This is a genomic window from Bradyrhizobium sp. SZCCHNRI1009, assembly GCF_032487575.1.
Classification (GTDB): Bacteria; Pseudomonadota; Alphaproteobacteria; order Rhizobiales; family Xanthobacteraceae; genus Bradyrhizobium.
In genome coordinates this window covers 635,201-657,711 of sequence record NZ_JAUEUL010000002.1, presented here as the reverse complement: position 1 = coordinate 657,711, position 22,511 = coordinate 635,201, and the positions used below count along the sequence as shown (strand labels likewise).

Annotated in this window: 22 protein-coding genes and 1 pseudogene; 14 read left to right on the top strand and 9 right to left on the bottom strand. The window is 67.1% G+C overall.

The window, feature by feature from the left end:
- Positions 1–67 precede the first annotated feature (67 nt).
- Positions 68–352, top strand: coding sequence for a hypothetical protein (locus tag QX010_RS06625; protein ID WP_315802330.1), 285 nt, complete (start codon positions 68–70; stop codon positions 350–352).
- Between the two features lie 29 nt (positions 353–381).
- Here QX010_RS06625 and QX010_RS06620 read toward each other — a convergent pair whose 3' ends face one another.
- Complete coding sequence (locus QX010_RS06620; RefSeq protein WP_316178375.1) at positions 382–1,197, bottom strand: hypothetical protein; 816 nt, start codon at positions 1,195–1,197, stop codon at positions 382–384.
- A gap of 251 nt (positions 1,198–1,448) precedes the next feature.
- Between QX010_RS06620 and QX010_RS06615 the strand changes: the two genes are divergently transcribed.
- Both QX010_RS06615 and solA read left to right on the top strand, forming a co-directional pair.
- Positions 1,449–2,213 carry a crotonase/enoyl-CoA hydratase family protein gene (locus tag QX010_RS06615; RefSeq protein WP_315802328.1) on the top strand — a complete coding sequence of 255 codons (765 nt, stop codon included), beginning with the start codon at positions 1,449–1,451 and terminating at the stop codon, positions 2,211–2,213.
- A 21-nt stretch (positions 2,214–2,234) separates the two neighbouring features.
- Complete coding sequence (gene solA, locus QX010_RS06610) at positions 2,235–3,425, top strand: N-methyl-L-tryptophan oxidase (RefSeq protein ID WP_316178373.1); 1,191 nt, start codon at positions 2,235–2,237, stop codon at positions 3,423–3,425.
- On the opposite strand, the gene bla is transcribed toward solA, so the two are convergent.
- Positions 3,426–4,313 carry a subclass B3 metallo-beta-lactamase gene (gene bla, locus QX010_RS06605; protein ID WP_316178371.1) on the bottom strand — a complete coding sequence of 296 codons (888 nt, stop codon included), beginning with the start codon at positions 4,311–4,313 and terminating at the stop codon, positions 3,426–3,428.
- Positions 4,314–4,419: 106 nt separating this feature from the next.
- On the opposite strand from bla, the gene QX010_RS06600 reads away from it, so the two are divergent.
- From QX010_RS06600 to QX010_RS06570, 7 genes are all read left to right on the top strand, one after another.
- Complete coding sequence (locus QX010_RS06600) at positions 4,420–6,096, top strand: bifunctional metallophosphatase/5'-nucleotidase (protein ID WP_316178369.1); 1,677 nt, start codon at positions 4,420–4,422, stop codon at positions 6,094–6,096.
- Positions 6,097–6,207: 111 nt separating this feature from the next.
- The gene (locus QX010_RS06595; RefSeq protein ID WP_315802324.1) at positions 6,208–7,137 is read left to right on the top strand and encodes a histone deacetylase family protein; all 930 of its coding nucleotides are present in this window, start codon (positions 6,208–6,210) and stop codon (positions 7,135–7,137) included.
- A gap of 100 nt (positions 7,138–7,237) precedes the next feature.
- Positions 7,238–7,489 carry an exodeoxyribonuclease VII small subunit gene (locus tag QX010_RS06590; protein WP_315802323.1) on the top strand — a complete coding sequence of 84 codons (252 nt, stop codon included), beginning with the start codon at positions 7,238–7,240 and terminating at the stop codon, positions 7,487–7,489.
- Positions 7,490–8,449: 960 nt separating this feature from the next.
- Entirely contained in the window at positions 8,450–10,375 is a 1,926-nt protein-coding gene (gene dxs, locus QX010_RS06585) for a 1-deoxy-D-xylulose-5-phosphate synthase (protein WP_315802322.1), read from the top strand.
- A 30-nt stretch (positions 10,376–10,405) separates the two neighbouring features.
- Positions 10,406–10,963: a nucleoside 2-deoxyribosyltransferase gene (locus QX010_RS06580; protein ID WP_315802321.1), complete on the top strand. Its 558-nt coding sequence runs from the start codon at positions 10,406–10,408 to the stop codon at positions 10,961–10,963.
- Between the two features lie 398 nt (positions 10,964–11,361).
- The gene (locus QX010_RS06575; RefSeq protein WP_316178366.1) at positions 11,362–12,099 is read left to right on the top strand and encodes a TlyA family RNA methyltransferase; all 738 of its coding nucleotides are present in this window, start codon (positions 11,362–11,364) and stop codon (positions 12,097–12,099) included.
- The gene (locus tag QX010_RS06570) at positions 12,092–13,327 is read left to right on the top strand and encodes a class I SAM-dependent RNA methyltransferase (protein ID WP_316178364.1); all 1,236 of its coding nucleotides are present in this window, start codon (positions 12,092–12,094) and stop codon (positions 13,325–13,327) included. Before QX010_RS06575 ends, QX010_RS06570 begins: the two co-directional genes overlap by 8 nt.
- 350 nt (positions 13,328–13,677) lie before the next feature.
- Here QX010_RS06570 and QX010_RS06565 read toward each other — a convergent pair whose 3' ends face one another.
- Positions 13,678–14,232 (bottom strand): septal ring lytic transglycosylase RlpA family protein, encoded by a 555-nt coding sequence (locus tag QX010_RS06565; RefSeq protein WP_315802318.1) that lies wholly within the window; start codon positions 14,230–14,232, stop codon positions 13,678–13,680.
- Positions 14,233–14,532: 300 nt separating this feature from the next.
- Positions 14,533–15,387: a DUF1194 domain-containing protein gene (locus QX010_RS06560; RefSeq protein WP_315802317.1), complete on the bottom strand. Its 855-nt coding sequence runs from the start codon at positions 15,385–15,387 to the stop codon at positions 14,533–14,535.
- A 224-nt stretch (positions 15,388–15,611) separates the two neighbouring features.
- On the opposite strand from QX010_RS06560, the gene clpS reads away from it, so the two are divergent.
- Positions 15,612–15,917 (top strand): ATP-dependent Clp protease adapter ClpS, encoded by a 306-nt coding sequence (gene clpS / locus QX010_RS06555; RefSeq protein ID WP_035654766.1) that lies wholly within the window; start codon positions 15,612–15,614, stop codon positions 15,915–15,917.
- Between the two features lie 9 nt (positions 15,918–15,926).
- Here the strand turns inward: clpS and QX010_RS06550 are convergent, their stop codons facing one another.
- Entirely contained in the window at positions 15,927–17,117 is a 1,191-nt protein-coding gene (locus tag QX010_RS06550; RefSeq protein ID WP_315802316.1) for an adenylate/guanylate cyclase domain-containing protein, read from the bottom strand.
- Between the two features lie 9 nt (positions 17,118–17,126).
- Positions 17,127–17,298: pseudogene (locus QX010_RS06545) on the bottom strand (chorismate synthase); the annotation flags it as partial.
- 95 nt (positions 17,299–17,393) lie between these two features.
- Here QX010_RS06545 and QX010_RS06540 point away from each other — a divergent pair.
- Positions 17,394–18,155: a hypothetical protein gene (locus QX010_RS06540; RefSeq protein ID WP_316178361.1), complete on the top strand. Its 762-nt coding sequence runs from the start codon at positions 17,394–17,396 to the stop codon at positions 18,153–18,155.
- Between the two features lies 1 nt (position 18,156).
- Here the strand turns inward: QX010_RS06540 and aroC are convergent, their stop codons facing one another.
- The 3 genes from aroC to fabI all read right to left on the bottom strand — a co-directional run bounded on the left by aroC (position 18,157) and on the right by fabI (position 20,804).
- Positions 18,157–19,242: a chorismate synthase gene (gene aroC, locus QX010_RS06535; RefSeq protein ID WP_316178359.1), complete on the bottom strand. Its 1,086-nt coding sequence runs from the start codon at positions 19,240–19,242 to the stop codon at positions 18,157–18,159.
- Positions 19,243–19,358: 116 nt separating this feature from the next.
- Positions 19,359–19,958, bottom strand: coding sequence for a histidine phosphatase family protein (locus tag QX010_RS06530; RefSeq protein WP_315802313.1), 600 nt, complete (start codon positions 19,956–19,958; stop codon positions 19,359–19,361).
- A 12-nt stretch (positions 19,959–19,970) separates the two neighbouring features.
- Positions 19,971–20,804, bottom strand: coding sequence for an enoyl-ACP reductase FabI (gene fabI, locus QX010_RS06525; protein WP_315802312.1), 834 nt, complete (start codon positions 20,802–20,804; stop codon positions 19,971–19,973).
- A gap of 303 nt (positions 20,805–21,107) precedes the next feature.
- Between fabI and QX010_RS06520 the strand changes: the two genes are divergently transcribed.
- Both QX010_RS06520 and QX010_RS06515 read left to right on the top strand, forming a co-directional pair.
- Positions 21,108–21,596 (top strand): sigma-70 family RNA polymerase sigma factor, encoded by a 489-nt coding sequence (locus QX010_RS06520; RefSeq protein WP_316178356.1) that lies wholly within the window; start codon positions 21,108–21,110, stop codon positions 21,594–21,596.
- A 91-nt stretch (positions 21,597–21,687) separates the two neighbouring features.
- Positions 21,688–22,461: an anti-sigma factor gene (locus QX010_RS06515; protein WP_316178354.1), complete on the top strand. Its 774-nt coding sequence runs from the start codon at positions 21,688–21,690 to the stop codon at positions 22,459–22,461.
- The last annotated feature ends 50 nt before the right edge of the window (positions 22,462–22,511 follow it).

Here is a 22,511-nt window from a genome sequence, read left to right as displayed (position 1 = left end):
CGCAGGGTGCGGACGTCAGCACCGGATCCGCAGCCCGCATCGGCCTCACATCCGAGCGAGGCGAGCCATGCCCATCAATGCCATCGGCTCCGTCACCACGACGTCAGCAGCCCCGGCGGCGACCGCCCTGGCGCGAACGGGATCGCGCTCCGCGGTCAGCACGGCCGGCGTCCCGACGGCGAGCAGGATCGTGATCAGCAAGGTCTCGATCACGGTCGCCGGCGAGATCATCACCACGACCACCTATTCGGACGGCACAACCGGGGTGACGGTCTCCACAGCGCCGCCGAGCACGGGGCTGCAGACCTACACCGCCCGGGGAACGCTCAGCGGCGGCCGCATCGCCGCGTGAGACGGTGCGCTTGGCGTCGCCGTCGGCCCTCAGCGCAGCCTGGCCGCGCGGCTCGCGATGTCGATGACAACGCTGCCGGTCTTGGCGTAACCCTGCGGCACCGAGCCCTCGCCCGCCGCGGGCTCGCGCATGTCTTCCGCATCCTTCGGCTTCGGAAAGCCTTTGCCACAGGCTGTCTCGATCGTCTCGCGGTCGGCGTAGCTCACGTCCGCAACGACCGTTCCGGGGCTCGGCCCGGCCGCGAGCTTCGACAGATCGAAATATTTGAGCTGCTCCGAACAGGTAACGATGTTGGTCAGGTAGGCTCCCGTCGTGTCCTCGGCCTGCAGCAGAAAATCATAGGACATCTCGATGGGCCCGCCGCTGGCATTGGCGAAGCCGACGCGCGCCACGCCCGTCTCGACCACCCCCTGCCCCATATGCCCGGTCAGGCAGACGAGCACGTCCTGCGCTTCGTCCCTGGTGGTGGAGATGACGCATTCATCCACCTGCATGCCCGGCTGGAAGCCGCGAAATTTGTAGGCGCCGCCGACCTGCTCGAACACGACCGCGCCGCCGAAATCGGTCGCGTGCGGCTCGCAGCCGCTGCCATAGCTCACGAGCAGCAGCGGATTGCTGGAGGCCAGGAAACGTCCCTGCTGCCGCTCCGGCTTCAGGGTGACGTCACAGCGGCGCCCCTCGGAGTCGGGATAGGATCTGGCGCGCTTGCAGGTGGTGCCGGCGATCGCGCCGGGCGCGCAGAACAGCGACAGCAGCGCGCGGTCGGTGGCGGCAGCCTCAGCGATCCCCGGGAAGACCTGACAGAGCAGCGGCAGCGACAGCAGTACTGAAAAGAGCTTGGTCATCGAATTGCCTTGCAAAACATCGCAGTTCTGCGCGGGACGATAGCGGACGCCGATACTGTTGCAAACCAGTCGTAAACCACGGCGAGACTCATGGCGTACGCTCGCCTGCGGTCACGCCCGCATTCCCTTCGCGACCAATGACCGCTTCAGCCCTTGGCGCGACCAGCGGATGATGTAGGCTGCGGTGAGATGCAGGACTGGACAAATGGCCGGCGGCAACGCAGCGGCCGGCGCACACGCATGAGGGGCCCATGACCGACCATCTGATCGTCACCGACGAGGGCGAGACCCGGACGATCAAGCTCCGGCGGCCGGAGAAGAAGAACGCCATCACCCAGGCCATGTATCTCGGCATGAGCGATGCGATCGACACCGCGCAGAACAACCCGCTGGTGCGATGCATCATCATCACCGGCGGCTCCGGCGTGTTCACGGCCGGCAATGATCTGGAGGATTTCCTGCATGCCGGCAATGCCGGCAGCGACGCCGCGCGCACGTCGGCGGCGACCAAGTTCCTGTATTCGCTGGCGCATAACGTCAAGCCGATCATCGCCGCGGTCGACGGCGTCGCGATCGGCATCGGCACGACGATGCTGTTCCATTGCGACTACGTGCTGGCGTCGACCACGGCGACGTTCTCGACGCCCTTCATCCATCTCGGCCTGGTGCCGGAGGGCGCCTCGAGCCTGCTGATGCCGCAGACCATGGGCTATCAGCGCGCGTTCGCGATGCTGGTCATGGGGCGCACCATGACCGCGGAGGATGCGCAGATCGCGGGCTTCGTCAATACGGTGGTGGCGCCGGGCCATACCGAGGTCGAGGCGCACAAGGTGGCGCGCGACATCTGCCGGCTGCCGGCCGAGGCGGTCGCGATCGGGCGCAGGCTGATCCGCACCGCGCCGGACGAGCTGACCCGCCGCATCGACCAGGAGGCCTATCTGTTCGCCGAGCGCATGACCTCCGAGGAGGCGGTCGGCGCCTTCAAGGCGTTCCTGTCGCGCAAGAAGAAGAAATGAGCGGAGCCGCGGCGGGCGCGCATGGCGCAGTTTGATGTCATCGTGATCGGCTGCGGCGCCGTCGGCAGCGCCGCATTGCTGCATCTCGCCAAGGCGGGCAAGCGCGTGCTCGGCATCGACCGCTTCCAGCCGCCGCACAAATTCGGCTCGACCCATGGGGAGACCCGCATCACCCGCGCGGCGATCGGCGAAGGCGTCGACTACACGCCGCTGGCGCAGCGCTCGCACGTGCTGTGGCGGGAGCTGGAGCGCGAGACCGGCGCACGGCTGTTCGAACAATGCGGCTGCCTGTTCATCCCGAGCCAGGATGGCGGCGAGGTCCACGGCGTCAGCAGCGCGCAGTTCTTCGCCAACATCGAAACCGCGGCGCGGCTGCACGGCGTCGACGGCGAGACGCTGTCGTCAGAGCAGTTGCGCGCCGCCTTTCCGGCGTTTGCCACCGCGGCGAACGACCGCGCCTTCCTCGATCGCGAGGGCGGCTATCTCATGGTCGAGGACTGCGTGCGCGCCGAGCTTGCGGTGGCCGCGCGCCATGGCGCGGAGCTCGTGACCGGCCGGCGCGTGACGGCGTTTCGCCGTGCCGCGGGCGCCCTCGTCGTGACCCTGGACGGCGCGACGGCCTCGGCGGACACATTGATCGTCACCACCGGGCCGTGGATCACCGAGCTGATCGCGCCGCTGCGCCGCCGCGTCAATGTCACCCGCCAGGTGCTGTACTGGTTCGAGGTGCTGTCCCATCCGGAGCGCTTCGGTCCGGATGCGCCGGTCTTCATCTGGGACGTCACCGGCCGCGACCGCGCGGCCTCCGACATCTACGGCTTCCCGTGGCTGGGCTCGCCTGACAATGGCGTCAAGATCGCCAACGAAGTGCTGACCGGCGAGACCGATCCGGACGACGTCGCGCGCGAGGTCACGCCGGACGAAATCGCCGCGACCTATGAGACCTATGTCCGCCCCTTCGTGCCGGATCTCGGCCCGCGCTGCCTGCGCAGCGAGGTCTGCCTCTATACCAACGCGCCGGGCGGCCGCTTTATCATCGACCGCGATCCCGGCGATGCGGACGTGATCTACGCCTCGGCCTGCTCCGGCCATGGCTTCAAGCATTCGCCGGCGGTCGGCGAGGCGCTCGCCGCGATGGCCCGGGGCGAGACACCGAGGGTCGATCTCTCCGGCTTCACGCTGGACCGGCTGGCCGCCGCCGATCCGGCCTGACTACTTGCCGGACTGCAGCGCCGCCGTCTGCTTGGCCAGCCCCTCGTTGAACTGCGTCTCCAGCTTGTCGAGATAGGCGTTGAACTCGCCCGGCTTGACGAACGGGTTGGCCGCGCCTTCCGCGATCTTCGCCCGCTTGCCGGCCATGTCGTACATCTCCGGATGGGGCGCCAGCAGGATGTCGGGATGCGCCGTCTTGGCCCAGGCGAAGGTCTTCTTGTAGTCGTCGACGATGCCCGGATAGGTGGGACGGCCGACCAGCCGGTTCAGCGCCACGGTGGCGCTGCAGAAGAAGATCAGGCTGCGGGTGGCGTCGCCGTCCTTCACGTCGGTCGTCCAGCTGGTGCAGCCCGGCGAATGGCCCGGCGTCTCGTGCGCCGTCAACGTCACGCCGCCGAGCGTGACGGTGTCGCCCTCGCGCACGGCGCGGTCGACCTTGACCGGCGGGAAGCCGAGATAGCGCTCCTCCTCGCGGCCCGGATAGAAGCCGCCTTCGAGCAGCGGCACGTCCTTGGCGCCCGCCACCATCTGCGCCCCGGTCTCCTGCTTGATCTGCGCCAGCCCGCCGGTGTGGTCGATATGGGCGTGGGTGTTGAGGATGTATTTGATGTCGGCGACCTTGAAGCCGAGCTTGCCGATGCTGGCCTCGATCTGCGCGGTCGATTCCGGCATCACGGTATCGATCAGGATGTGGCCCTGCGGTGTCGTGATCAGGTAGGAGGCGAGCCCGTTGGTGCCGACGTAGTAGACGTTGTCGATTACCTTGAACGGCTCGGTCGGCTTATTCCACGCCGCGATCATCTGCTTCATGAAGTCCGGCAGCGATTGCGCTGCAGCGGAGCCGGCGGCCAGCGACAATGTCGCCGCGAGCAGCATCATTCTTTTCATCCCGGACTCCCGATGTATTGTTGTTATAGAATCTTTTTATGTCATTGCGACCGCGGCGGGGCAATCTCGCTTCGGCCGTCGGATCTGCACCACACGTGACCCTGCCATGAGCCGTCTCTCCCGATTTGCGCTTGCCTGCCTGCTGACCGGCGCCGCCGTTGCAAGCATCGCCGGCCCGCCCGCCTCGGCCGAGGACGAGCCGGTCGCGTTGCGCATCCTCGCCATCAACGACTTCCACGGCAATCTGAAGCCGCCCTCCTCCGGCATCCGCGTCGCCGATCCCGCCGACCCGACCAAGAGCACCGTCGTTCCGGCCGGCGGCGCCGAGCACATGGCGAGCCTCGTCAAGCTGCTCGCCGACGGCCAGCCCAACACGATCTTCGTCGCCGCCGGCGACCTGATCGGCGCGAGCCCGTTTTTGTCGGCGATGTTCCACGACGAGCCGACCATCGAATCGATGTCGCAGATGGGGCTCGCGCTGTCGGCGGTCGGCAACCACGAGTTCGACGAAGGCAAGGCCGAGCTGCTGCGGATGCAGAACGGCGGCTGTCATCCGACCGACGGCTGCCGCGGGCCGCAGCCGTTCACCGGCGCCAAATTCCATTATCTCGCGGCGTCGACGTTCCTCGCCGGCACCGACAAGACGGTGTTTCCGCCCTACGAGATCCGCACCTTCGAGGACATCCCGGTCGCCTTCATCGGGCTGACGTTGAAGGGGACCGCGGGCATCATCTCGCCGGCGAGCGCGGCCGGCCTCGACTTCCGCAACGAGGCCGAGAGCGTCAACGCGCTGATCCCGGAATTGAAGGCCAAGGGCGTGCAGGCGATCGTCGTGCTGATCCACGAGGGCGGCTGGCCGTCCGGCGGCATGAACGAATGTCCCGGGCTGTCGGGGCCGATCGTCGACATCGTCAAGGACCTCGACAGCGCGGTCGACATCGTGATCTCCGGCCACACCCACCAGGCCTATGTCTGCACCATCGACAAGCGGCTCGTCACCTCGGGCGACAAGTTCGGCACGCTGGTGACCGCGATCGACGTCAAGCTCGACCGCACCACGCGCGACGTGATCAGCGCGACCGCCACCAACATCGTCGTCGACACCACGCTGCCGAAGGATCCGGCACAGACCGCGCTGATCGACGCCTATGAGAAGCTCGCCGCGCCCTACGCCAACCGGCCCGCCGGCGTGCTCAGCGCAACGCTGTCGCGGATGCCCGATGCGTCCGGCGAGAGCGTGCTGGGCGACGTCGTCGCCGATGCCCAGCTCGCGGCGACGCGGGCGGCCGACAAGGGCGCCGCGGTGATCGCGATGACCAATCCCGGCGGCATCCGCACCGATCTCGTCCGCCGCGACGACGGCGCGGTGACCTATGCCGACGTGTTCGCGAGCCAGCCGTTTCGCAACCAGCTGATGACGGTCACCCTGACCGGCGCCGAGATCAAGGCCGCGCTGGAGCAGCAATGGCTCGACCCGGCGCGGCCGCGCATCCTGCAGGTCTCCAGCGGCTTCTCCTATGCCTTCGATGCCGAACAATCCGCCGGCGCGCGGATCGATGCCGCCAGCATGATGCTCGACGGCAAGGCCATCGATCCCGCCGCGTCCTACCGGGTCACCATCAACAACTACCTCGCGCTCGGCGGCGACGGCTTCACCGCGTTCAAGAGCGGCCGCGATCCGATCACCGGCCCCTATGACGACGAGGCGCTGTTCGCCTATCTCAAGGCCAACGGCCCGCTGGCGCCGCCACCGCGCGGCCGCATCGTCAACAAGGCCTCGTGACGCCCCGCACGCCTGGCGGAAAGCCGGTCATATCGCCCGCGGGGCTCTTTCCGAGGCTGCGTTCAGCGCATAGATTGGGCACTCCCGCAACGCGCGAGTGGCAGAGCCCTGATGTCGACGCTGTATCTCTCTCATGAAGCCTGCCTCGATCACGCCACGCCGTCCGGCCACCCCGAGCGCGCCGACCGGCTGCGCGCCGTCGAGGAGGCGCTGACCGAGGAGCGCTTCGCCCTGCTCGATCGCGACGAGGCCCCGGAGGCGGACATCGAGCTCGCCCTGCTCTGCCACAACGAGCACTACGTCACCGAGCTGCGCCATATGGCCCCGACCTCGGGGATCATCTATCTCGACGGCGATACCTCGATGTCGCCGGGCACCTGGGAAGCGGTGATGCGCGGCGTCGGCGGCGCGGTCGCGGCGACCGAGTCGGTGATGTCCGGCCGCCACCGCAACGCCTTCGTCGCGGTGCGCCCGCCCGGGCACCATGCCGAGATCGCCAAGCCGATGGGCTTCTGCTTCTTCGACAATGTCGCGATCGCCGCGCGCTACGCCCAGCGCACCTTCGGCATCGCGCGCGCCGCCATCGTCGATTTCGACGTCCACCATGGCAACGGCACCCAGGACATCTTCTGGGCCGACAAGAGCGTGATGTACTGCTCGACCCACCAGATGCCGCTGTTCCCGGGCACCGGCGCCCGCGGCGAGCGCGGCGAGCACGACACCATCGTCAACGCGCCGCTGGCCTCCGAGGACGGCAGCCTCGAGTTCCGCTCCGCCTTCGAGAACCTGATCCTGCCGCAGCTCACTAAGTTCAGCCCGGAGCTCGTGATCATCTCGGCCGGCTTCGACGCCCACTATCGCGATCCGCTGGCGTCGCTCAACCTGCGGGCCGAGGATTTCGGCTGGGTCACCCGCAAGCTGATGGATCTGGCTGACAAGACCGCCGGCGGCCGCGTCGTCTCGGTCCTGGAGGGCGGCTATGACCTTCAGGGGCTTAAGGAATCCGTCGCGGCCCACGTCGCGGCGCTGACCGGGGCGTAATCCCCAGGTTCCGGCCGATCCACCCCGGCAGGGCCTGACAGGGCCGCGAGCGGGGTGTAAAAGCACGGCCCCGGAGTTGAGTGAGCTGCAGGGAACCCGCATGGCGGACAACACCGTAACCGACGTCAAGAAGCTGTCGTTCGAGCGCGCGATCGAGGAGCTGGAAACGATCGTGAAGCGGCTCGAGGACGGCAAGGTGCCGCTCGAGGAGTCGGTGACGATCTATGAGCGCGGCGAGGCGCTGAAGCGGCGCTGCGAGGAACTGCTGCGCCAGGCCGAGGCCCGGGTCGAGAAGATCACGACCGACGCCAGCGGCCATGCGGCGGGAACCGTACCGCTCGACGTGCAATAGCGGCTAGCGGCGGGCCTCTCCGGGCAACAGTCCGGATTTATTTCGCTGCCGTCCGGCGCGACTTTCACGCGCGGTCGGAGCGCCTCTCAATCGTGCAATTCGGCCGCACATCGGAGCAGCTGCATTGTCGACGGGCTTGGCCGCCAAGTGCCCCCTGGCGAAGTCTCTGCCCCGCGTTCACCGATCGAGAGCCGCCGCTACGTGCTTCGTTTACCATGCGACACGATTGGATCCTGGCAGTTCGACCATGGCGTCCCCGATCCCATGAGCGCGCCGGTCCACGGCTGCAAGCGTCCGGGCCCGATCATGACAACGTGCTGCGCTCATAGGCCTTCCGCGTCCGCTTCGTGACGGCCCACGAAAGGCCGCACGCCGGCGACTTCTTCATGATCGTCCGCGGACCGATCCCCTTACGCGAACGCATGGCTCACCGCGCCGCGGCGCGCGCAATCGCCGCATCGGCGGATTCTGGGCCGCGGGAAAAAGCCTGGACCGAGCTCGCGTCCCCGGTCTATTGCGGAGCGCTGGCTGCCGTCGATTTGAGCAGCGCACTGGAACCTCCGGCACGCCGCCGCGGTTGAGACGTGGCGCAAAGGTACCGTTTGCGGGCTTGCCAACGCCCGCCGGGTTGGCTTTAAGACGCACTTTGGTGTAAAGCTTCTCGCAACTGCGGGTTTTTGGAAGTGTCCATCCTCTCCAGAGAGAGGAATCTAAGCGCTTGCAAGAGCTAGCAAAACTCACTTGGCTGAACGACTTGGCGATCTTGGGCGACTAACGAGGACGGCAAGGCCACCAAGAGTGACTTACATCACATAGATCGATCCCAAACCCGGCTAGTCTTCGGACTGCGGCTTCGATCCGCGCGGATGTGACCTTCAAGACCTCAGGTTTCGCCGCCCGTTACGATGAACCTCTCAGATGTCGGCCCTTGAACCCGACCTGCAAAATTGGAATGTCACCGTGACCACATTTAGTAAGACGCCGCTTCTCGACACCATCAAGACCCCGGAAGATCTGCGCCGGCTGAAGGTCGAGCAGGTCCGGCAGGTCGCCGACGAATTGCGCCAGGAGACCATCGACGCGGTCTCGGTGACCGGCGGCCATTTCGGCGCGGGTCTCGGCGTGGTCGAGCTGACCACGGCCATCCATTACGTATTCGACACCCCGCGTGACCGCCTGATCTGGGACGTCGGCCACCAGGCCTATCCGCACAAGATCCTGACCGGACGCCGCGACCGCATCCGCACCTTGCGCACCGGCGGCGGCCTGTCCGGGTTCACCAAGCGCGCCGAGAGCGACTACGATCCGTTTGGCGCTGCGCACTCGTCGACCTCGATTTCCGCCGGCCTCGGCATGGCCGTGGCGCGCGACCTGTCGGGCGGCAAGAACAACGTGATCGCCGTGATCGGCGACGGTGCGATGTCCGCCGGCATGGCCTATGAGGCGATGAACAATGCCGGCGCGATGAACTCCCGCCTGATCGTGATCCTCAACGACAACGACATGTCGATCGCGCCGCCGGTCGGCGCGATGTCGGCCTATCTGTCCCGCCTCTACTCGGGCAAGACCTACCGTACCCTGCGCGATGCCGCCAAGCAGCTCGGCCAGCATCTGCCCAAGGTGATTGCCAACCGCGCCAGCCGCGTCGAGGAATATTCGCGCGGCTTCATGATGGACGGCGGCACGCTGTTCGAGGAGCTCGGCTTCTACTACGTCGGCCCGATCGACGGCCACAACCTCGACCATCTGCTCCCCGTGCTGAAGAACGTCCGCGACATGGAGACCGGCCCGATCCTGGTCCACGTCGTGACCCAGAAGGGCAAGGGCTACTCGCCCGCGGAAGCGGCAGCCGACAAATATCACGCGGTCGCCAAGTTCGACATCGCCACCGGCACCCAGGCCAAGGCCAAGCCGAACGCGCCGGCCTATCAGAACGTGTTCGGCCAGAGCCTGGTCAAGGAAGCCGAGAAGGACGACAAGATCGTCGGCATCACGGCCGCGATGCCCTCGGGCACCGGCATTGACATCTTCGCCAAGGCGTTCCCGAAGCGCACCTTCGACGTCGGCATCGCCGAGCAGCATGCGGTGACCTTCGCCGCCGGCCTCGCGGCGGAAGGCTACAAGCCGTTCTGCGCGATCTACTCGACCTTCCTGCAGCGCGGCTACGACCAGATCGTCCACGACGTCTGCATCCAGAGCCTGCCGGTGCGCTTCGCGATCGACCGCGCCGGCCTGGTCGGCGCCGACGGCGCGACCCATGCCGGTTCGTTCGACAACGCCTATCTCGGCTGCCTGCCGAACATGGTGATCATGGCGGCCTCCGACGAGGCCGAGCTGGTGCACATGGTGGCGACCCAGGTCGCGATCAACGACCGGCCGAGCTCGGTGCGCTATCCGCGCGGCGAAGGCCGCGGCGTGGAAATGCCCGAGGTTGGCGTTCCCTTGCCGATCGGCAAGGGCCGCATGATCCGCCAGGGCAAGCAGGTCGCCCTGCTCTCGTTCGGCACCCGGTTGGCCGAGTGCGAGAAGGCGGCCGACGAGCTCGCCGCCCATGGCCTGTCCGCCTCGATCGCCGATGCGCGCTTCATGAAGCCGCTCGACGAGGAGCTGGTGATGAAGCTCGCCCGCGAGCACGACATCCTGATCACGATCGAGGAAGGCTCGATCGGCGGCTTCGGCTCGCACGTGATGCAGTATCTGTCCGACCAGGGCATGCTGGACGGCGGCCTGAAGATGCGTTCGATGGTGCTGCCCGACGAGTTCCAGGACCACGACACGCCGGCGGCGATGTACGCCCGCGCCGGGCTGGACGCCAAGGGCATCGTCCGCAAGGTGTTCGAGGCGCTCGGCAAGGACTACGCGACCGAGTCGGTCAAGCTCGCCTGAGGGCGGGCTTGCGTCCCGCAGTGGTGAGCCATGAAGATCTATCTGGCAGGTCCCGACGTGTTCCTGCCGGATGCCATTGAAATCGGCCGGCGGAAGGCCGCGATCTGCGACCGCCACGGCCTGATCGGCCTCTACCCCCTCGACAACAGCATCGACCTCGCCTCCTCCGACGCCTCGCGCCAGATCTTCCATGGCAACGAGGCCATGATGGACGACGCCGATGCCATCATCGCCAATCTCACGCCGTTCCGCGGCCCCGGCGCCGATGCCGGCACGGTCTATGAGTTCGGCTACATGGCCGGATCCGGCAAGCTGTGTCTCGGCTACTGCAACGACCCGGCCATCTACGCCGATCGAGCCCGGCGCTTCACGGCGGTGACGGAGCAGGACGGCCGCCTGGTCGATGGCGAAGGCCTGACGGTCGAGGATTTCGGCCTGCCCGACAATCTCATGATGATCCACGCGCTCGAGCTGCGCGGCCATCCACTGGTGCTGCCGCGCGAGCGGCCGGCGAATGTCTGGAACGATCTCTCGGCGTTCGAGCTGTGCGTGAAGCTAGCGGCGGAGCGGCTGGCCACGGTCTCGTAGAGTGGGCAAAGCGGCGCCGCCAGGTGCAGCGTGCCCACCGTCCATCCACGCTCTGCAATCGAGATGGTGGGCACGGCGCGTCAATTGCGATACGAGCTTGCGGAAACACCGATGCACGCGCCTTTGCCCACCCTACGAGTCTCGCGTGGTGGCACGATCGATGACACGAACTCCCATGTCGTCCCTGCGAAAGCCGGGACCCATAACCACAGGACGGTGTGTTGGGCAGACACGTAGTTGCCATCTTCCTACAAACTACGTCCTGTGGTTATGGGTCCCGGGTCGGCGCACCGACGCGCGATGCGCGCCAGTGCTTGCCCGGGACGACACCGGAATGGTTGCGCGACCTCCACAACTCATGACCACTCCACAACTCATGACCATTCATCAAACCGCCCATGACCCCTGCCCGCAAACGCGCTGACATCCTCCTCGTCGAACGCGGCCTGTTCGAGAGCCGCGCGCGGGCGCAGGCGGCGATCGAGGCGGGGCTCGTGTTCGCCAACGACAAGCAGGTCGGCAAAGCCTCGGAGAGCATTCCCGCCGACGCCGTCCTGCAGGCCGAGCCGGCGCATCCCTGGGTGTCGCGTGGCGGCGTCAAGCTGGCGGCGGCGCTGGAGCATTACGGCATCGAGGTCGAGGACCATGTCTGCCTCGATGTCGGCGCCTCCACCGGCGGCTTCACCGAGGTGCTGCTGGCGAATGGCGCGGCGCTCGTGTTCGCGGTCGACGTCGGCCGCGACCAGTTGCACCCGTCATTGCGCAATCACCCGAAGATCATCTCGATGGAGCAGACCGACATCCGCAGCTACGACGGCAAGCGGCTGGCGCAGCGCCCCGACATCGTCGTGATCGACTGCAGCTTCATCTCGCTCAAGGCGGTGCTGCCGGCCGCGCTATCGCTCGCCGCCTCGCCGATGAGCCTGCTGGCGCTGATCAAGCCGCAATTCGAGGCGCAGGGAAAACACGGCAAGGGCGGCATCATCAAGGATGCAGCCGTCCATCAAGCCGTGTGCGACGACATCGCCGCCTTCGCCGCCTCGCTCGGCTGCAGCGACATCGCGATCTTTCCGTCATCGATCAAGGGCGGCGACGGCAACGCCGAATTCTTCCTGGGAGCGCGCCGCCATGGTTGAACGTCTCGTCATCGACCAGGTCGGCCATCGCGGCGATGGCGTGTCGCTGTCATCGGGCGAGGCGCTGTACGTGCCCTACACGCTGGCCGGCGAGACCGTGGAGACGGCCGTCGTGCCCGGCCATCCCGATCGCCGCAAGCTGCTCGCGGTGGAGACGGCGAGTCCCGAGCGGATCGCGCCGTTCTGCGCGCATTTCGGCGTGTGCGGCGGCTGCGCCATCCAGCACTGGATGCCCGGGCCGTATCAGCAATGGAAGCGCAACATCATCGTCGAGACGCTACGGGCCGCCAAGGTCGACTGCGACGTGGCCGATCTGATCGATGCCCACGGCGCCGGCCGGCGCCGCGCCACCTTCCACGCCCGGATGGGCACGCACGACGTTCTAAGGGTCGGATTCTCGGCCGCGAACAGCCACGATATCGTGCCGATCGACCGCTGCCCGATCCTCGATCCTGCTCTGGACGGTGCGCTGGAAGCCGCATGGGCCCTGGCTGAGGCGCTGAAGCCGACCGGCAAGCCGCTCGACATCCAGGCGACCGCGACCAGCAACGGCCTCGACATCGACATCCGCGGCTCCGGCCCGCTGCCGCCGCCGCGCATCGCGGCCCTGTCCCGCCTCGCTGAACAGCACCGGCTGGCGCGGCTGACGCGCCATGGCGAGCTGGTGCTGATGCGCAATGCGCCCGTGGTCACGATGGGCACGGCACAGGTGACGCTGCCGCCGGGCTCGTTCCTGCAGGCCACCGTGCAAGGCGAGGAGACGCTGGCGCAGCTCGTGATGGAGCGCACGGCCAAGGCCAGGCACGTCGCCGACCTGTTCTGCGGCGTCGGCCCGTTCGCGCTGCGGCTCGCGACGCGGGCGCGCGTCACCGCCATGGACAATGATGCCGGCGCGATCGCGGCGCTGCAGAAGGCGGCCGGGACGCCCGGCCTCAAGCCGATCAAGGCCGAGGCGCGCGACCTGTTCCGCCGCCCGCTGATGCCGCCGGAATTGCGCGACATCGATGCCGTCGTGTTCGACCCGCCGCGCCAGGGCGCGCAGGCCCAGGCCAGGCAGCTCGCGGCCAGCAAGGCGCCGGTGATCGTCGCGGTGTCCTGCAACGTCACCACCTTCGCCCGCGACGTCCGCATGCTGATCGACGGCGGCTACAAGCTCGAGACGGTCGTCCCCGTCGACCAGTTCCGCCACACGCCGCATGTGGAGTTGGTGGCGCGGCTGGTGCGGTGAGGCGGTGATGCGGGATGCCTATTAGTTGAGCGCAGAGCTTGCTCGGCACGAACGGTGCGCACCCTCTCCCCGTTCTTACGGGGGCGCGACGAGCTTCGCTCGCGCTGAGAGGGTTGGGGTGAGAGGCAGCCGTACGGGAAGTGTCAGCAGGGGCAAACGCACCGGGTGTGTGCGTGGATAGACCTGTCCCCCTCACCCGGATTGCATCTTCGATGCAATCCGACCTCTCAGCGCGAGCGAAGCTCGTCGCGGCCCCGCAAGCGGGGCGAGGTGCACTGCCGCCGCTGCGAGATCCCGGCCACTCAAGAAACACGAGAGGTCAAGCAGCGGCGCTGCCGTGTCTATGACTGCTACCGCACCACGCTGACCTTCACCGGGGCGACGCCGGTGTGGATCATGCCGAGCGCCTGGGCGGCGGAGTAGGACACATCCACCACCCGGCCCTGCACGAACGGTCCACGGTCGTTGACACGCACCACCACCGAGCGGCCGGTCTTGACGTTGGTGACCTGCAAACGGGTGCCGAACGGCAGGCTGCGATGGGCGGCCGTCAGCTCGGAGGGATCGAAGCGTTCGCCGCTCGCGGTCTTGCGGCCTTCCGAGTAGTAGCTGGCGAGGCCCGACGAGGTGGCGTGGGCTGGAGGCGGGCTGAGCTCGGCCTGCTGGACGCGCACCACCGACTCCGGCGCCGTCTCCGCACGCTGCACCTGCGGCCGGAATTCGGCGGCAGCTTGCTTCGTCGGCGCCGCCCAGCGCGCCTGCCGGACCGCCGACGATTGCGCGCAGGCGGCGAGCGAAGCCGCCGCCGCACACAGCAGCGCTGGCCTCAGAAGTTGGGATGCGAGCCCTGCACCCGGGCCATGGACGACTGACGAGGGACCTGCTGTCCGGTCGATGATACGCATGTTCTGTGCGCCTCCGCCTCAACCCGCTCATGGTCGCGGCCCAATCGCGGCGGCACAGTGGCAAAGAGAATTTTGGCGCCATGCAACCCCTGGTTTTCAGATCATGTGTGGCTGTGAGGTCACAGATTCGCCGGATCGGCAACAGGACGGGGTTTTTCCACACGAGATCGGGATACCAATCCTTGCACCCGACACGCGTCCGATGGGTGCGCAGTGCACGCCTCCGACCAGGACAGGCGGTGTGAAGCGCTGCGCGCCGGTCGATGGCGGATCAGGGGCGCCGGTGTGGCGCAGCCCGGGTCACCGGCCCCAGCGATCCTGCCAGATCTTCTCGCCGATCGTGCAGGACACGCGCGGCTCCTTGTCGGCGTCATCGGCGACCGGCACGATGCGCGGCGGCGGTGCCCGTCCGGCGACCTCCATCAGCAGCTTGGTGCGGATGGCCTCCTTGAACTCCTCGCGGCTCTTGATCGTGACCACGAACGAGCCGTGGCCGCCGGTGACGCAATCCTTGTAGTAGAGATCGAGGTTCTCGATATCCATGGTCGAGTAGGACGGCTCCTTGACCATGATCGGCAGGCCGTTGATCGTGATGCCCTTGTTGACGGCCTCGTCGCGCGCGATCGTCACCGGCGAGGGACCGTTGTTGTTGGGCCCGTCGCCGGAGATGTCGATGACGCGGCGCAGCCCGCGATAGGGGTTCTCATCGAACAACGGCATGGCGAAGTAGATCGCGCCCGAGATCGAGGTGCGCGACGCCCGGCGGATCGGCGTCTTCATGATCTCGGCGGCGACGGCGTCGGCACTTTCCGGTCCGTCGATCAGGCGCCATGGAATGATGATCTTCTGGTCGCTCGAGGCCGCCCATTCGAAATAGGTCACGGCGATGCGGCCGTGCACGCCGTTCTTCAGCGCCTGCAGGAACTCGCGCGAGCTGAGCGCCTGGGCGTAGCCTTCGCGCTGGATCGCCAGCTCGTCCAGATCCATCGAGTAGGACACGTCGACGGCGAGGATGAGCTCAACGTCGACGGAGGCTTCCTTCTCGCTCAGTTGCTGCGCCGGCTGGGTCCTCGGCGCGGCCACGACGCTGGCGACGTCGCCGCCAGCCAAGGCGCCCGCCAGACACGCCACCCCGATCGAGATCCACCAGCGCATGAGCTGCCCTCCAATCGCGTCTGATGATGGTGACATGCAATCCGCAGAGCGCAAAGCGGGAACGCACACATCCATTCACATTCCGGTTAGTCCCCTGGATTGCCCGGATGTCAGGCAGCCGCGTGCGCCCATCGCGCAAGGCATGCAGCCCGTGGTTTCCCGGAGCGTTCGAAGCCTGTATCGTGGCGTGACTGCCGCATCAGGAACACAGGCGCGCCCTTCAAATGAACGATGCCGTCACCAAGCCCAAGACGAAGGTACGCACCAAGACCGAGCGTCCGCGGCTCTACAAGGTGATCCTCGTCAACGACGATTTCACGCCGCGCGATTTCGTGGTGATGATCCTGAAGGCGGAATTCCGCATGACCGAGGACCAGGCCTACAAGGTCATGATCACGGCCCATAAGCTCGGCGTCTGCGTGGTGGCGGTGTTCACAAAGGACGTCGCCGAGACCAAGGCGACGCGCGCGACCGATGCCGGCCGCGCCAAGGGATATCCGCTGCTGTTCACCACCGAGCCGGAGACCTGAGCCGGCGAACTAATTCCCTTCCTCGCGCAGCCCGAACACGCGTTGCGCGGTCGCGAGGCCAGCGATCGGAAATTCGCCGAGATCGGTCCAGAGATCGGTCAGCGGCTCGGGACAGGCGCCGGCAAAGGCCTCGGACGCGACCACCGTGCGCTTCAGCTGCGCGGCCATCTTCTCCAGCCTTGCGGCGAGATTGACGGCGGGGCCGATGCAGGTGAAGTCGAGCCGGTTGCCGCCGCCGATATTGCCATAGAGCAACCGTCCGACATGCAGCGCCACGCCGAAACGAAACCGCTCCCCGATGTCGCCGACCGCATATTCCAGCGCGTCGACGCGGGCGCGCGACGCCCGCGCCGCTGTGAGCACGCGGCCGCAGACCTCGCTCGGATCGCCGCCCTGCGCGCGAATGGGGAACACCGCGAGCAGGCCGTCGCCCATGAACTTGAGCACCTCGCCGCCCTGCTCGCGGATCGGATCCACCTGGCAGTCGAAGTACTGGTTGAGGATGTCGACGACGTTCTCGGCCGGCAGCCGGTCCGACAGCGGCGTGAAGCCGCGCAGATCCGACAACCAGATCGCCGCATCGAGCGTATCGGTGTGGCCGCGGCGGATCTGGCCGCCGAGGATGCGCTCGCCGGCGCTGTTGCCGACATAGGTGTCGAGCAGCATCGAGGCGGTCCGGCGCAGCGTGACGATCTCGGTGTAGCGTGCGAGCGCAGGCATCAGCGACCGGATCGCGTTCAGCTGCGCGTCGGTGAAGCCTCTTGGAGATTTGGTGGTCCAGCTCGAGGCATGGACCGCGCGATCGATGAAGGTCATCGGCAAGGCGAGATAGTCGGTCACGCCCTCGGCACGCAGATCCATCAGGATCGGAAAACGCTCCGCCTGCGGATGGCGAGGATCGGCCCCGAACTCCCTGCCATGCTCGAACACGAGCGCGAGCGGACTGTCCGTGTAGGCCGGGGTGCTCTCGAAACCGAAATCGACCGTGCCCATCTCGACCTCGGCGCCCTGGCGCCAGATGAAGCTGCGGCCGGCGATATCGGGATGAAGGGTGCGGACGAACACGCCGACGCGCCACAACGGGATGCCGAGCCCGACCAGGCGCTCGCAGCATTCGGACATCATCTGGCTCGGCGTCGCCGCGGAGCGCGCACCATCGACCAGCCAGTCCTTGATGTCCCGCAGCTTGGAAGTGTCCATGGGCTGAGATTAAGCGACGGACGTGACAACAGTAAACAGGTACTCCGTGCGCGACCAACCGACCTGGCCGCGATGGCGCAGCAGATGATCGGCGAGCACGCAGGCCATCATCGCCTCGCCCACCGGGCCCGTGCGGATTGCCGACGCAGGGGTCGTGATGGCCCTTGGTGAGGCTCTTCGTGACAGCTCATCGAGACAGCGAGACGCACGCGGCGTGGCGGCAATTTTAGCCATTTGCGAGGAAGGCCGTTCAGCTCCGCGCGGTATCCTGACACGATGAGAGAGACCCTCCGCAGCGTATCATCCACCATTGTTCCTCAGACCTCGTTCGGACCGTTGCGGCTACTGCCGGCGCTGCCATGGCTCATCCTCGCCGCGGCAATGCGGGTGATCGCGTTTGCCGGCGGACCGGCCAGCCTGCCCGCTCTGGTCGTGGCCGCGGTCGCCGTGCTGCACGCCTTCATCGTCACGGCGCAGCGCTGTATCGAGGCAAGCGGCGGCCAGACGAACCTCGGCGAGCTGAGCGTCACCGACCAGCTTCGATTGTCCCTGGCCGTGCTATGGCGGATCGCCTTGCTGATGATCGCGGCTGCGCTAGCCCTGGTGTTCACGCCCTATGCGGGACAGAGCCCCCATCTGATGGCCGGACTGGATGGCATGGCCTTCGACCAGTTCACGCATCTCGGCCGGTTCTGGAGCGCATTCATCGCAGCGCTGGTGCTGCTGATGATCCTGCAGGCCGAGCGTAACAATGGCCGGACCGCGTTCTTCCCCGCACTCGGTGAGTTCGCTCGGCGCGGGCTATGGCTCGGGACCGCCGTGCTGGTGCTGGGCCTGGTCAACATAGGACTGGGCTACGGCCAGAATGCCGTCCGTAGCCTGATCTGGACGTTCGGGCAGACCGAGGCCAGTCAGTTCGCCAAGAACCTGGTGTTCTTCGTGTTCATCTTCTCGTTCGCGATGCTGCGGCTGTGGGTCACGCTCTCGATCGTGACCTTCGGGCTGAAGGCGTCGTATGTGTACGGCGAGAACGACTAAGCTACCCCACCTGGCCGCGATGGCGCAGCAGGTGATCGGCGAGCACGCAAGCCATCATCGCCTCGCCGACGGGAACCGCGCGGATGCCGACGCAGGGGTCGTGACGGCCCTTGGTCAGGATCTCGGTCTCCTGGCCTGAGCGGTCGACGGTCTGGCGCGGGGTGAGGATCGACGAGGTCGGCTTGACCGCGAAGCGCAGCACGATCGGCTGTCCCGTGGCGATGCCGCCGAGAATGCCGCCGGCATTGTTGGAGAGGAAGCGCGTGCCGTCATTGGCCGAGCGCATCTCGTCGGCATTCTCCTCGCCGGTCAGCTCGGCCGCACCGAAGCCGGCGCCGATCTCGACGCCCTTCACGGCGTTGATGCTCATCATCGCCGCGGCGAGATCGGCATCCAGCTTGCCGTAGAGCGGCGCGCCAAGTCCCGCCGGCACGCCCTCGGCGACGATCTCGAGCACGGCGCCGATCGACGAGCCGGACTTCCTGATGCCGTCGAGATAGTCCTCGAAGAACGCCGCCTTGTCCTTGTCGGGGCAGAAGAAGGGATTGCGCGCGACCTCGTCCCAGTCCCAGTTGCCGCGGTCGATCTTGTGCGGCCCCATCTGCACCAGCGCGCCGCGCACCTTCACGTCGGGCAGGACCTTGCGCGCGATCGCGCCGGCCGCAACGCGCGTCGCGGTCTCGCGCGCCGAGGACCGGCCGCCGCCGCGATAGTCGCGCAGGCCGTATTTGGCCTCGTAGGTGAAGTCGGCATGGCCGGGACGAAACTTGTCCTTGATCTCGGAATAGTCCTTGGAGCGCTGATCAGTGTTCTCGATCAGGAGCGCGATCGGCGTGCCGGTGGTGACCTGCGCTCCCGTGTCTGGATCGGCCATCACGCCGGACAGGATCTTCACCTGGTCCGGCTCCTGGCGCTGGGTGGTGAAGCGCGACTGGCCGGGACGGCGGCGGTCGAGATCACGCTGGATCTCCTCCGCTTGCAGCGGGATCCGCGGCGGACAGCCGTCGACCACGCAGCCGATGGCCACGCCATGGCTCTCGCCGAAGGTGGTGACGCGGAACATGTGGCCGAAGGTGTTGAAGGACATGAGCTGATCACCCAATCGGAAAAACCGTCATTCCGGGACGGTCCGAAGGACCAGACCCGGACTCTCGAGATTCCGGTTTCGCCTCTCACGACGCGCCCCGGAATGACGGGGACAAACTAACTGTACTTCTCGAAGCCGTTCTCGCCGAACACATAGACCGCGCCCTGCTGGATCGGCAGGTCGACGGCGCCGTGCGGCGTCTCGAAGCCCAGCGCGACCATCAGCGCCCGCGCCGTGCCGCCATGGGCGACCGCCACGATATCGCCAGACAGCCCATCGTACCAGTCGCGCACGCGGCGCTCGACGTCGGCATAGGTCTCGCCGCCCTCGGGCGCCAGCGACCATTTGTCGGTCAGCCGCCGGGCATAGAAGGCGGGATCGGCCGCCTGCATTTCCGGCAGCGTCGCCCCTTCCCATTTGCCGTAGCCGATCTCGCGCAGCCGGGCATCGAGCGCATAGCCCTCGGCTGGCAGCCCCAGGGTCTCACGCACCAGCTCCATGGTCGCGCGGGCGCGGCTGAGCGGGCTCGCGACGTAGGGCAGGCGCGCCGCATCATGGCCGTTGCGCGCAGCAAGCTCGGCCAGGAGGTTGCCGGCCTGCACCGCCTGCACCCGCCCGAGCGCGTTCAGCGGAATGTCCTGCGTGCCCTGCAGCCGGCCGAGCGCATTCCATTCCGTCTCGCCGTGGCGGATGTAGTAGATCGTGGGCCGTGGCATCGCGTGTTGACGTTAGTCCTTGGCGCCGACGGAGTTGCTGAGCGAGATGTCGGGCGCCTCGGGCCGCTTCATGCCGACGACATGATAGCCGGAATCGACGTGATGCACCTCGCCGGTGACACCACGCGACAGGTCGGACAAGAGATAAAGCGCGCTGTCGCCGACCTCGTCGATGGTCACGGTCCGGCGCAGCGGCGCGTTGTATTCGTTCCACTTCAGGATATAGCGGAAGTCGCCGATGCCCGACGCGGCCAGCGTCTTGATCGGGCCGGCCGAGATCGCGTTGACGCGGATGCTCTTCTCGCCGAGATCGGCGGCGAGATAGCGAACGCTGGCTTCCAGCGCGGCCTTGGCGACGCCCATCACGTTGTAGTGCGGCATCCACTTCTCTGCACCATAATAGGTCAGGGTGATGATCGAGCCGCCGTCGGTCATCAGCTTCTCGGCGCGCTGCGCGATCGCGGTCAGCGAGTAGCAGCTGATCAGCATGCTCTTGGAGAAATTGTCCTGCGTGGTCTCGATGTAGCGGCCGTCGAGCTGGTCCTTGTCGGAGAAGGCGATGGCGTGCACGACGAAATCGATCTTGCCCCACTTCTCCTTGAGCACGTCGAACACGGCATCGATGGTCGATGGATCGGTGACGTCGCAATGGCCGAGCACGAGGCCGCCGAGCTCAGCCGCCAGCGGCTCGACCCGCTTCTTCAGCGCGTCGCCCTGGTAGGTCAACGCGATCTCCGCGCCGGCCGCGCGCGCGGCCTTGGCAATGCCCCAGGCGATCGAGCGGTTGTTGGCCACGCCGAGGACCACCCCGCGCTTGCCCTGCATCAAACCTGAAATCTGCGCCATGCGGCTTCCCATCGAACTGATTATGAGAGCATGATCCGGAAAAGTGGAAACCGGTTTTCCGAAAGATCATGCTCAAACAAGGAGATGAGCATCATGCGTTTCCGTGGAAGCGCATCATGCTCTGAGGACTGGACGTACACCACCGGTCTGGCCCGGTACAGCCCCATTCCGCCCGCTCTGTGGCAAACGCCCAGCCAGCTTGCCCGGCTGGAATAGGCCTGAGATCGCGGGGTTATGATCTTTGCAAGGCGCCGGCTGCGGCCTGCGCCCTTGTCATCGCAGCGAACAGCCGCAGGGCAGTCCATGAACGCGTTCCGCCAGAGCGTCGAGACCATGATTCCGGCACTGCGCCGTTATGCCCGGGCGTTGGCGCGCGACATGGACGCGGCCGACGAGCTGGTCCAGGACACGCTGGTGCGGGCGCTGCGCTCGGAACGGCTGTTCCTGGGCGGCGACATCAGGAGCTGGCTGTACACGATCCTGACCAATCTGAACAAGAACCGCCGGCGCTCCCTGGCACGGCGACCTCACTTCATGCCGCTCCATGACGACAATGCCGACGCCAGCGGCACTGAGGCCGAGGGCCGGGACATCGAGCGCGCGCTGGCGACCCTGGTGGAGGAGCAGCGCGCGGCGCTTCTCCTCGTCGTGCTCGAAGGCATGAGCTACCGCGAGGTCGCCGACATCCAGGGTGTCCCGATCGGCACCGTGATGTCCCGCCTCGCCCGCGCCCGCGCCCATGTCCGTGCCGTGCTCGAGGGCGAGCGGCCGGCGCTGCGGAGGGTGAAATGACCACTGCACAAAAGCCGCCCTGCCATGTTCGGCTGCCCAAGCCTGCAGCGACCGCGCATCGCCGCAGCCGCTCGATTGCAACGAGATCCCGATGATGACCGAGCCGACCATTCCCGTCACCGAAGACGAGCTGCACGCCTACGTCGACAACGAGCTGCCGGCCGAGCGCCGCAGCGACGTCGAGCGCTGGCTGGCCGCGCATCCGGCGGACGCCGAGCGCGTGCAATTCTGGCGCAGCATGGCTGAGGCGCTCCATACCCGCTACGATTCCATCGTCAACGAGCCGGTGCCGCCGCGGCTCGACCTCGACGGTCTGGAGCGCCGGCCGCGGCGCTGGATCGTCGCAGCCATGGCGGCAAGCGTGGCGGCCTTCGCGGCCGGCGGCGCGGTCGGCTGGGTCGCGCGTGGCGCTGCGTCCTCGCCGTCGCCGCTGCAGGCCCTCGCCGGCGAGGCGCTCGATGCGCACCGACTCTACGTCGTGGAGGTGCGCCATCCGGTCGAGGTCCCCGGCGACGAGAAGGCCCATCTGCAGCAATGGCTGACGCGGCGCTGCGGCCGCACCGTGCAGGCGCCGGAGCTGGAAACCACCGGACTGAAGCTCGTCGGCGGCCGGCTGCTGCCGGGGCCGACCGGTCCGGCGTCCTTCCTGATGTACGAGAGCACCTCCGGCGAGCGCTTCACAGTGTATGCGACCAAGGTCGGGATCGAGGCGGCCGAGATGCGCTATACGGCGCAGGGCAACACCGCTGCACTGTCCTGGGCGGAGCGCGGCGTCAGCTACGTCGTCAGTGGCAGCAGCGACCGGACGCGTCTCACCCAGGTCGCGCGCCTTGTTTATGACCAGTCCGAACGGGCGGGCGGCTAGCGGCGGACCATTGCCCGATTTCGCGAGGTGCCGGCCTCGGCGCGATTACG

Bases quoted from the DNA above. Each gene is read 5' to 3' on its own strand.
- QX010_RS06565 (WP_315802318.1), bottom strand. From the start codon at position 14,232: ATGCGTATCATCGACCGGACAGCAGGTCCCTCGTCAGTCGTCCATGGC.
- QX010_RS06540 (WP_316178361.1), top strand. From the start codon at position 17,394: ATGAGAGAGACCCTCCGCAGCGTATCATCCACCATTGTTCCTCAGACC.
- QX010_RS06515 (WP_316178354.1), top strand. From the start codon at position 21,688: ATGATGACCGAGCCGACCATTCCCGTCACCGAAGACGAGCTGCACGCC.
- QX010_RS06530 (WP_315802313.1), bottom strand. From the start codon at position 19,958: ATGCCACGGCCCACGATCTACTACATCCGCCACGGCGAGACGGAATGG.
- QX010_RS06550 (WP_315802316.1), bottom strand. From the start codon at position 17,117: ATGGACACTTCCAAGCTGCGGGACATCAAGGACTGGCTGGTCGATGGT.
- QX010_RS06615 (WP_315802328.1), top strand. From the start codon at position 1,449: ATGACCGACCATCTGATCGTCACCGACGAGGGCGAGACCCGGACGATC.
- QX010_RS06575 (WP_316178366.1), top strand. From the start codon at position 11,362: ATGACCCCTGCCCGCAAACGCGCTGACATCCTCCTCGTCGAACGCGGC.
- QX010_RS06625 (WP_315802330.1), top strand. From the start codon at position 68: ATGCCCATCAATGCCATCGGCTCCGTCACCACGACGTCAGCAGCCCCG.
- QX010_RS06560 (WP_315802317.1), bottom strand. From the start codon at position 15,387: ATGCGCTGGTGGATCTCGATCGGGGTGGCGTGTCTGGCGGGCGCCTTG.
- QX010_RS06595 (WP_315802324.1), top strand. From the start codon at position 6,208: ATGTCGACGCTGTATCTCTCTCATGAAGCCTGCCTCGATCACGCCACG.
- QX010_RS06580 (WP_315802321.1), top strand. From the start codon at position 10,406: ATGAAGATCTATCTGGCAGGTCCCGACGTGTTCCTGCCGGATGCCATT.
- QX010_RS06590 (WP_315802323.1), top strand. From the start codon at position 7,238: ATGGCGGACAACACCGTAACCGACGTCAAGAAGCTGTCGTTCGAGCGC.
- QX010_RS06600 (WP_316178369.1), top strand. From the start codon at position 4,420: ATGAGCCGTCTCTCCCGATTTGCGCTTGCCTGCCTGCTGACCGGCGCC.
- QX010_RS06520 (WP_316178356.1), top strand. From the start codon at position 21,108: ATGAACGCGTTCCGCCAGAGCGTCGAGACCATGATTCCGGCACTGCGC.
- QX010_RS06570 (WP_316178364.1), top strand. From the start codon at position 12,092: ATGGTTGAACGTCTCGTCATCGACCAGGTCGGCCATCGCGGCGATGGC.
- QX010_RS06620 (WP_316178375.1), bottom strand. From the start codon at position 1,197: ATGACCAAGCTCTTTTCAGTACTGCTGTCGCTGCCGCTGCTCTGTCAG.
- solA (WP_316178373.1), top strand. From the start codon at position 2,235: ATGGCGCAGTTTGATGTCATCGTGATCGGCTGCGGCGCCGTCGGCAGC.
- bla (WP_316178371.1), bottom strand. From the start codon at position 4,313: ATGAAAAGAATGATGCTGCTCGCGGCGACATTGTCGCTGGCCGCCGGC.
- aroC (WP_316178359.1), bottom strand. From the start codon at position 19,242: ATGTCCTTCAACACCTTCGGCCACATGTTCCGCGTCACCACCTTCGGC.
- fabI (WP_315802312.1), bottom strand. From the start codon at position 20,804: ATGGCGCAGATTTCAGGTTTGATGCAGGGCAAGCGCGGGGTGGTCCTC.
- clpS (WP_035654766.1), top strand. From the start codon at position 15,612: ATGAACGATGCCGTCACCAAGCCCAAGACGAAGGTACGCACCAAGACC.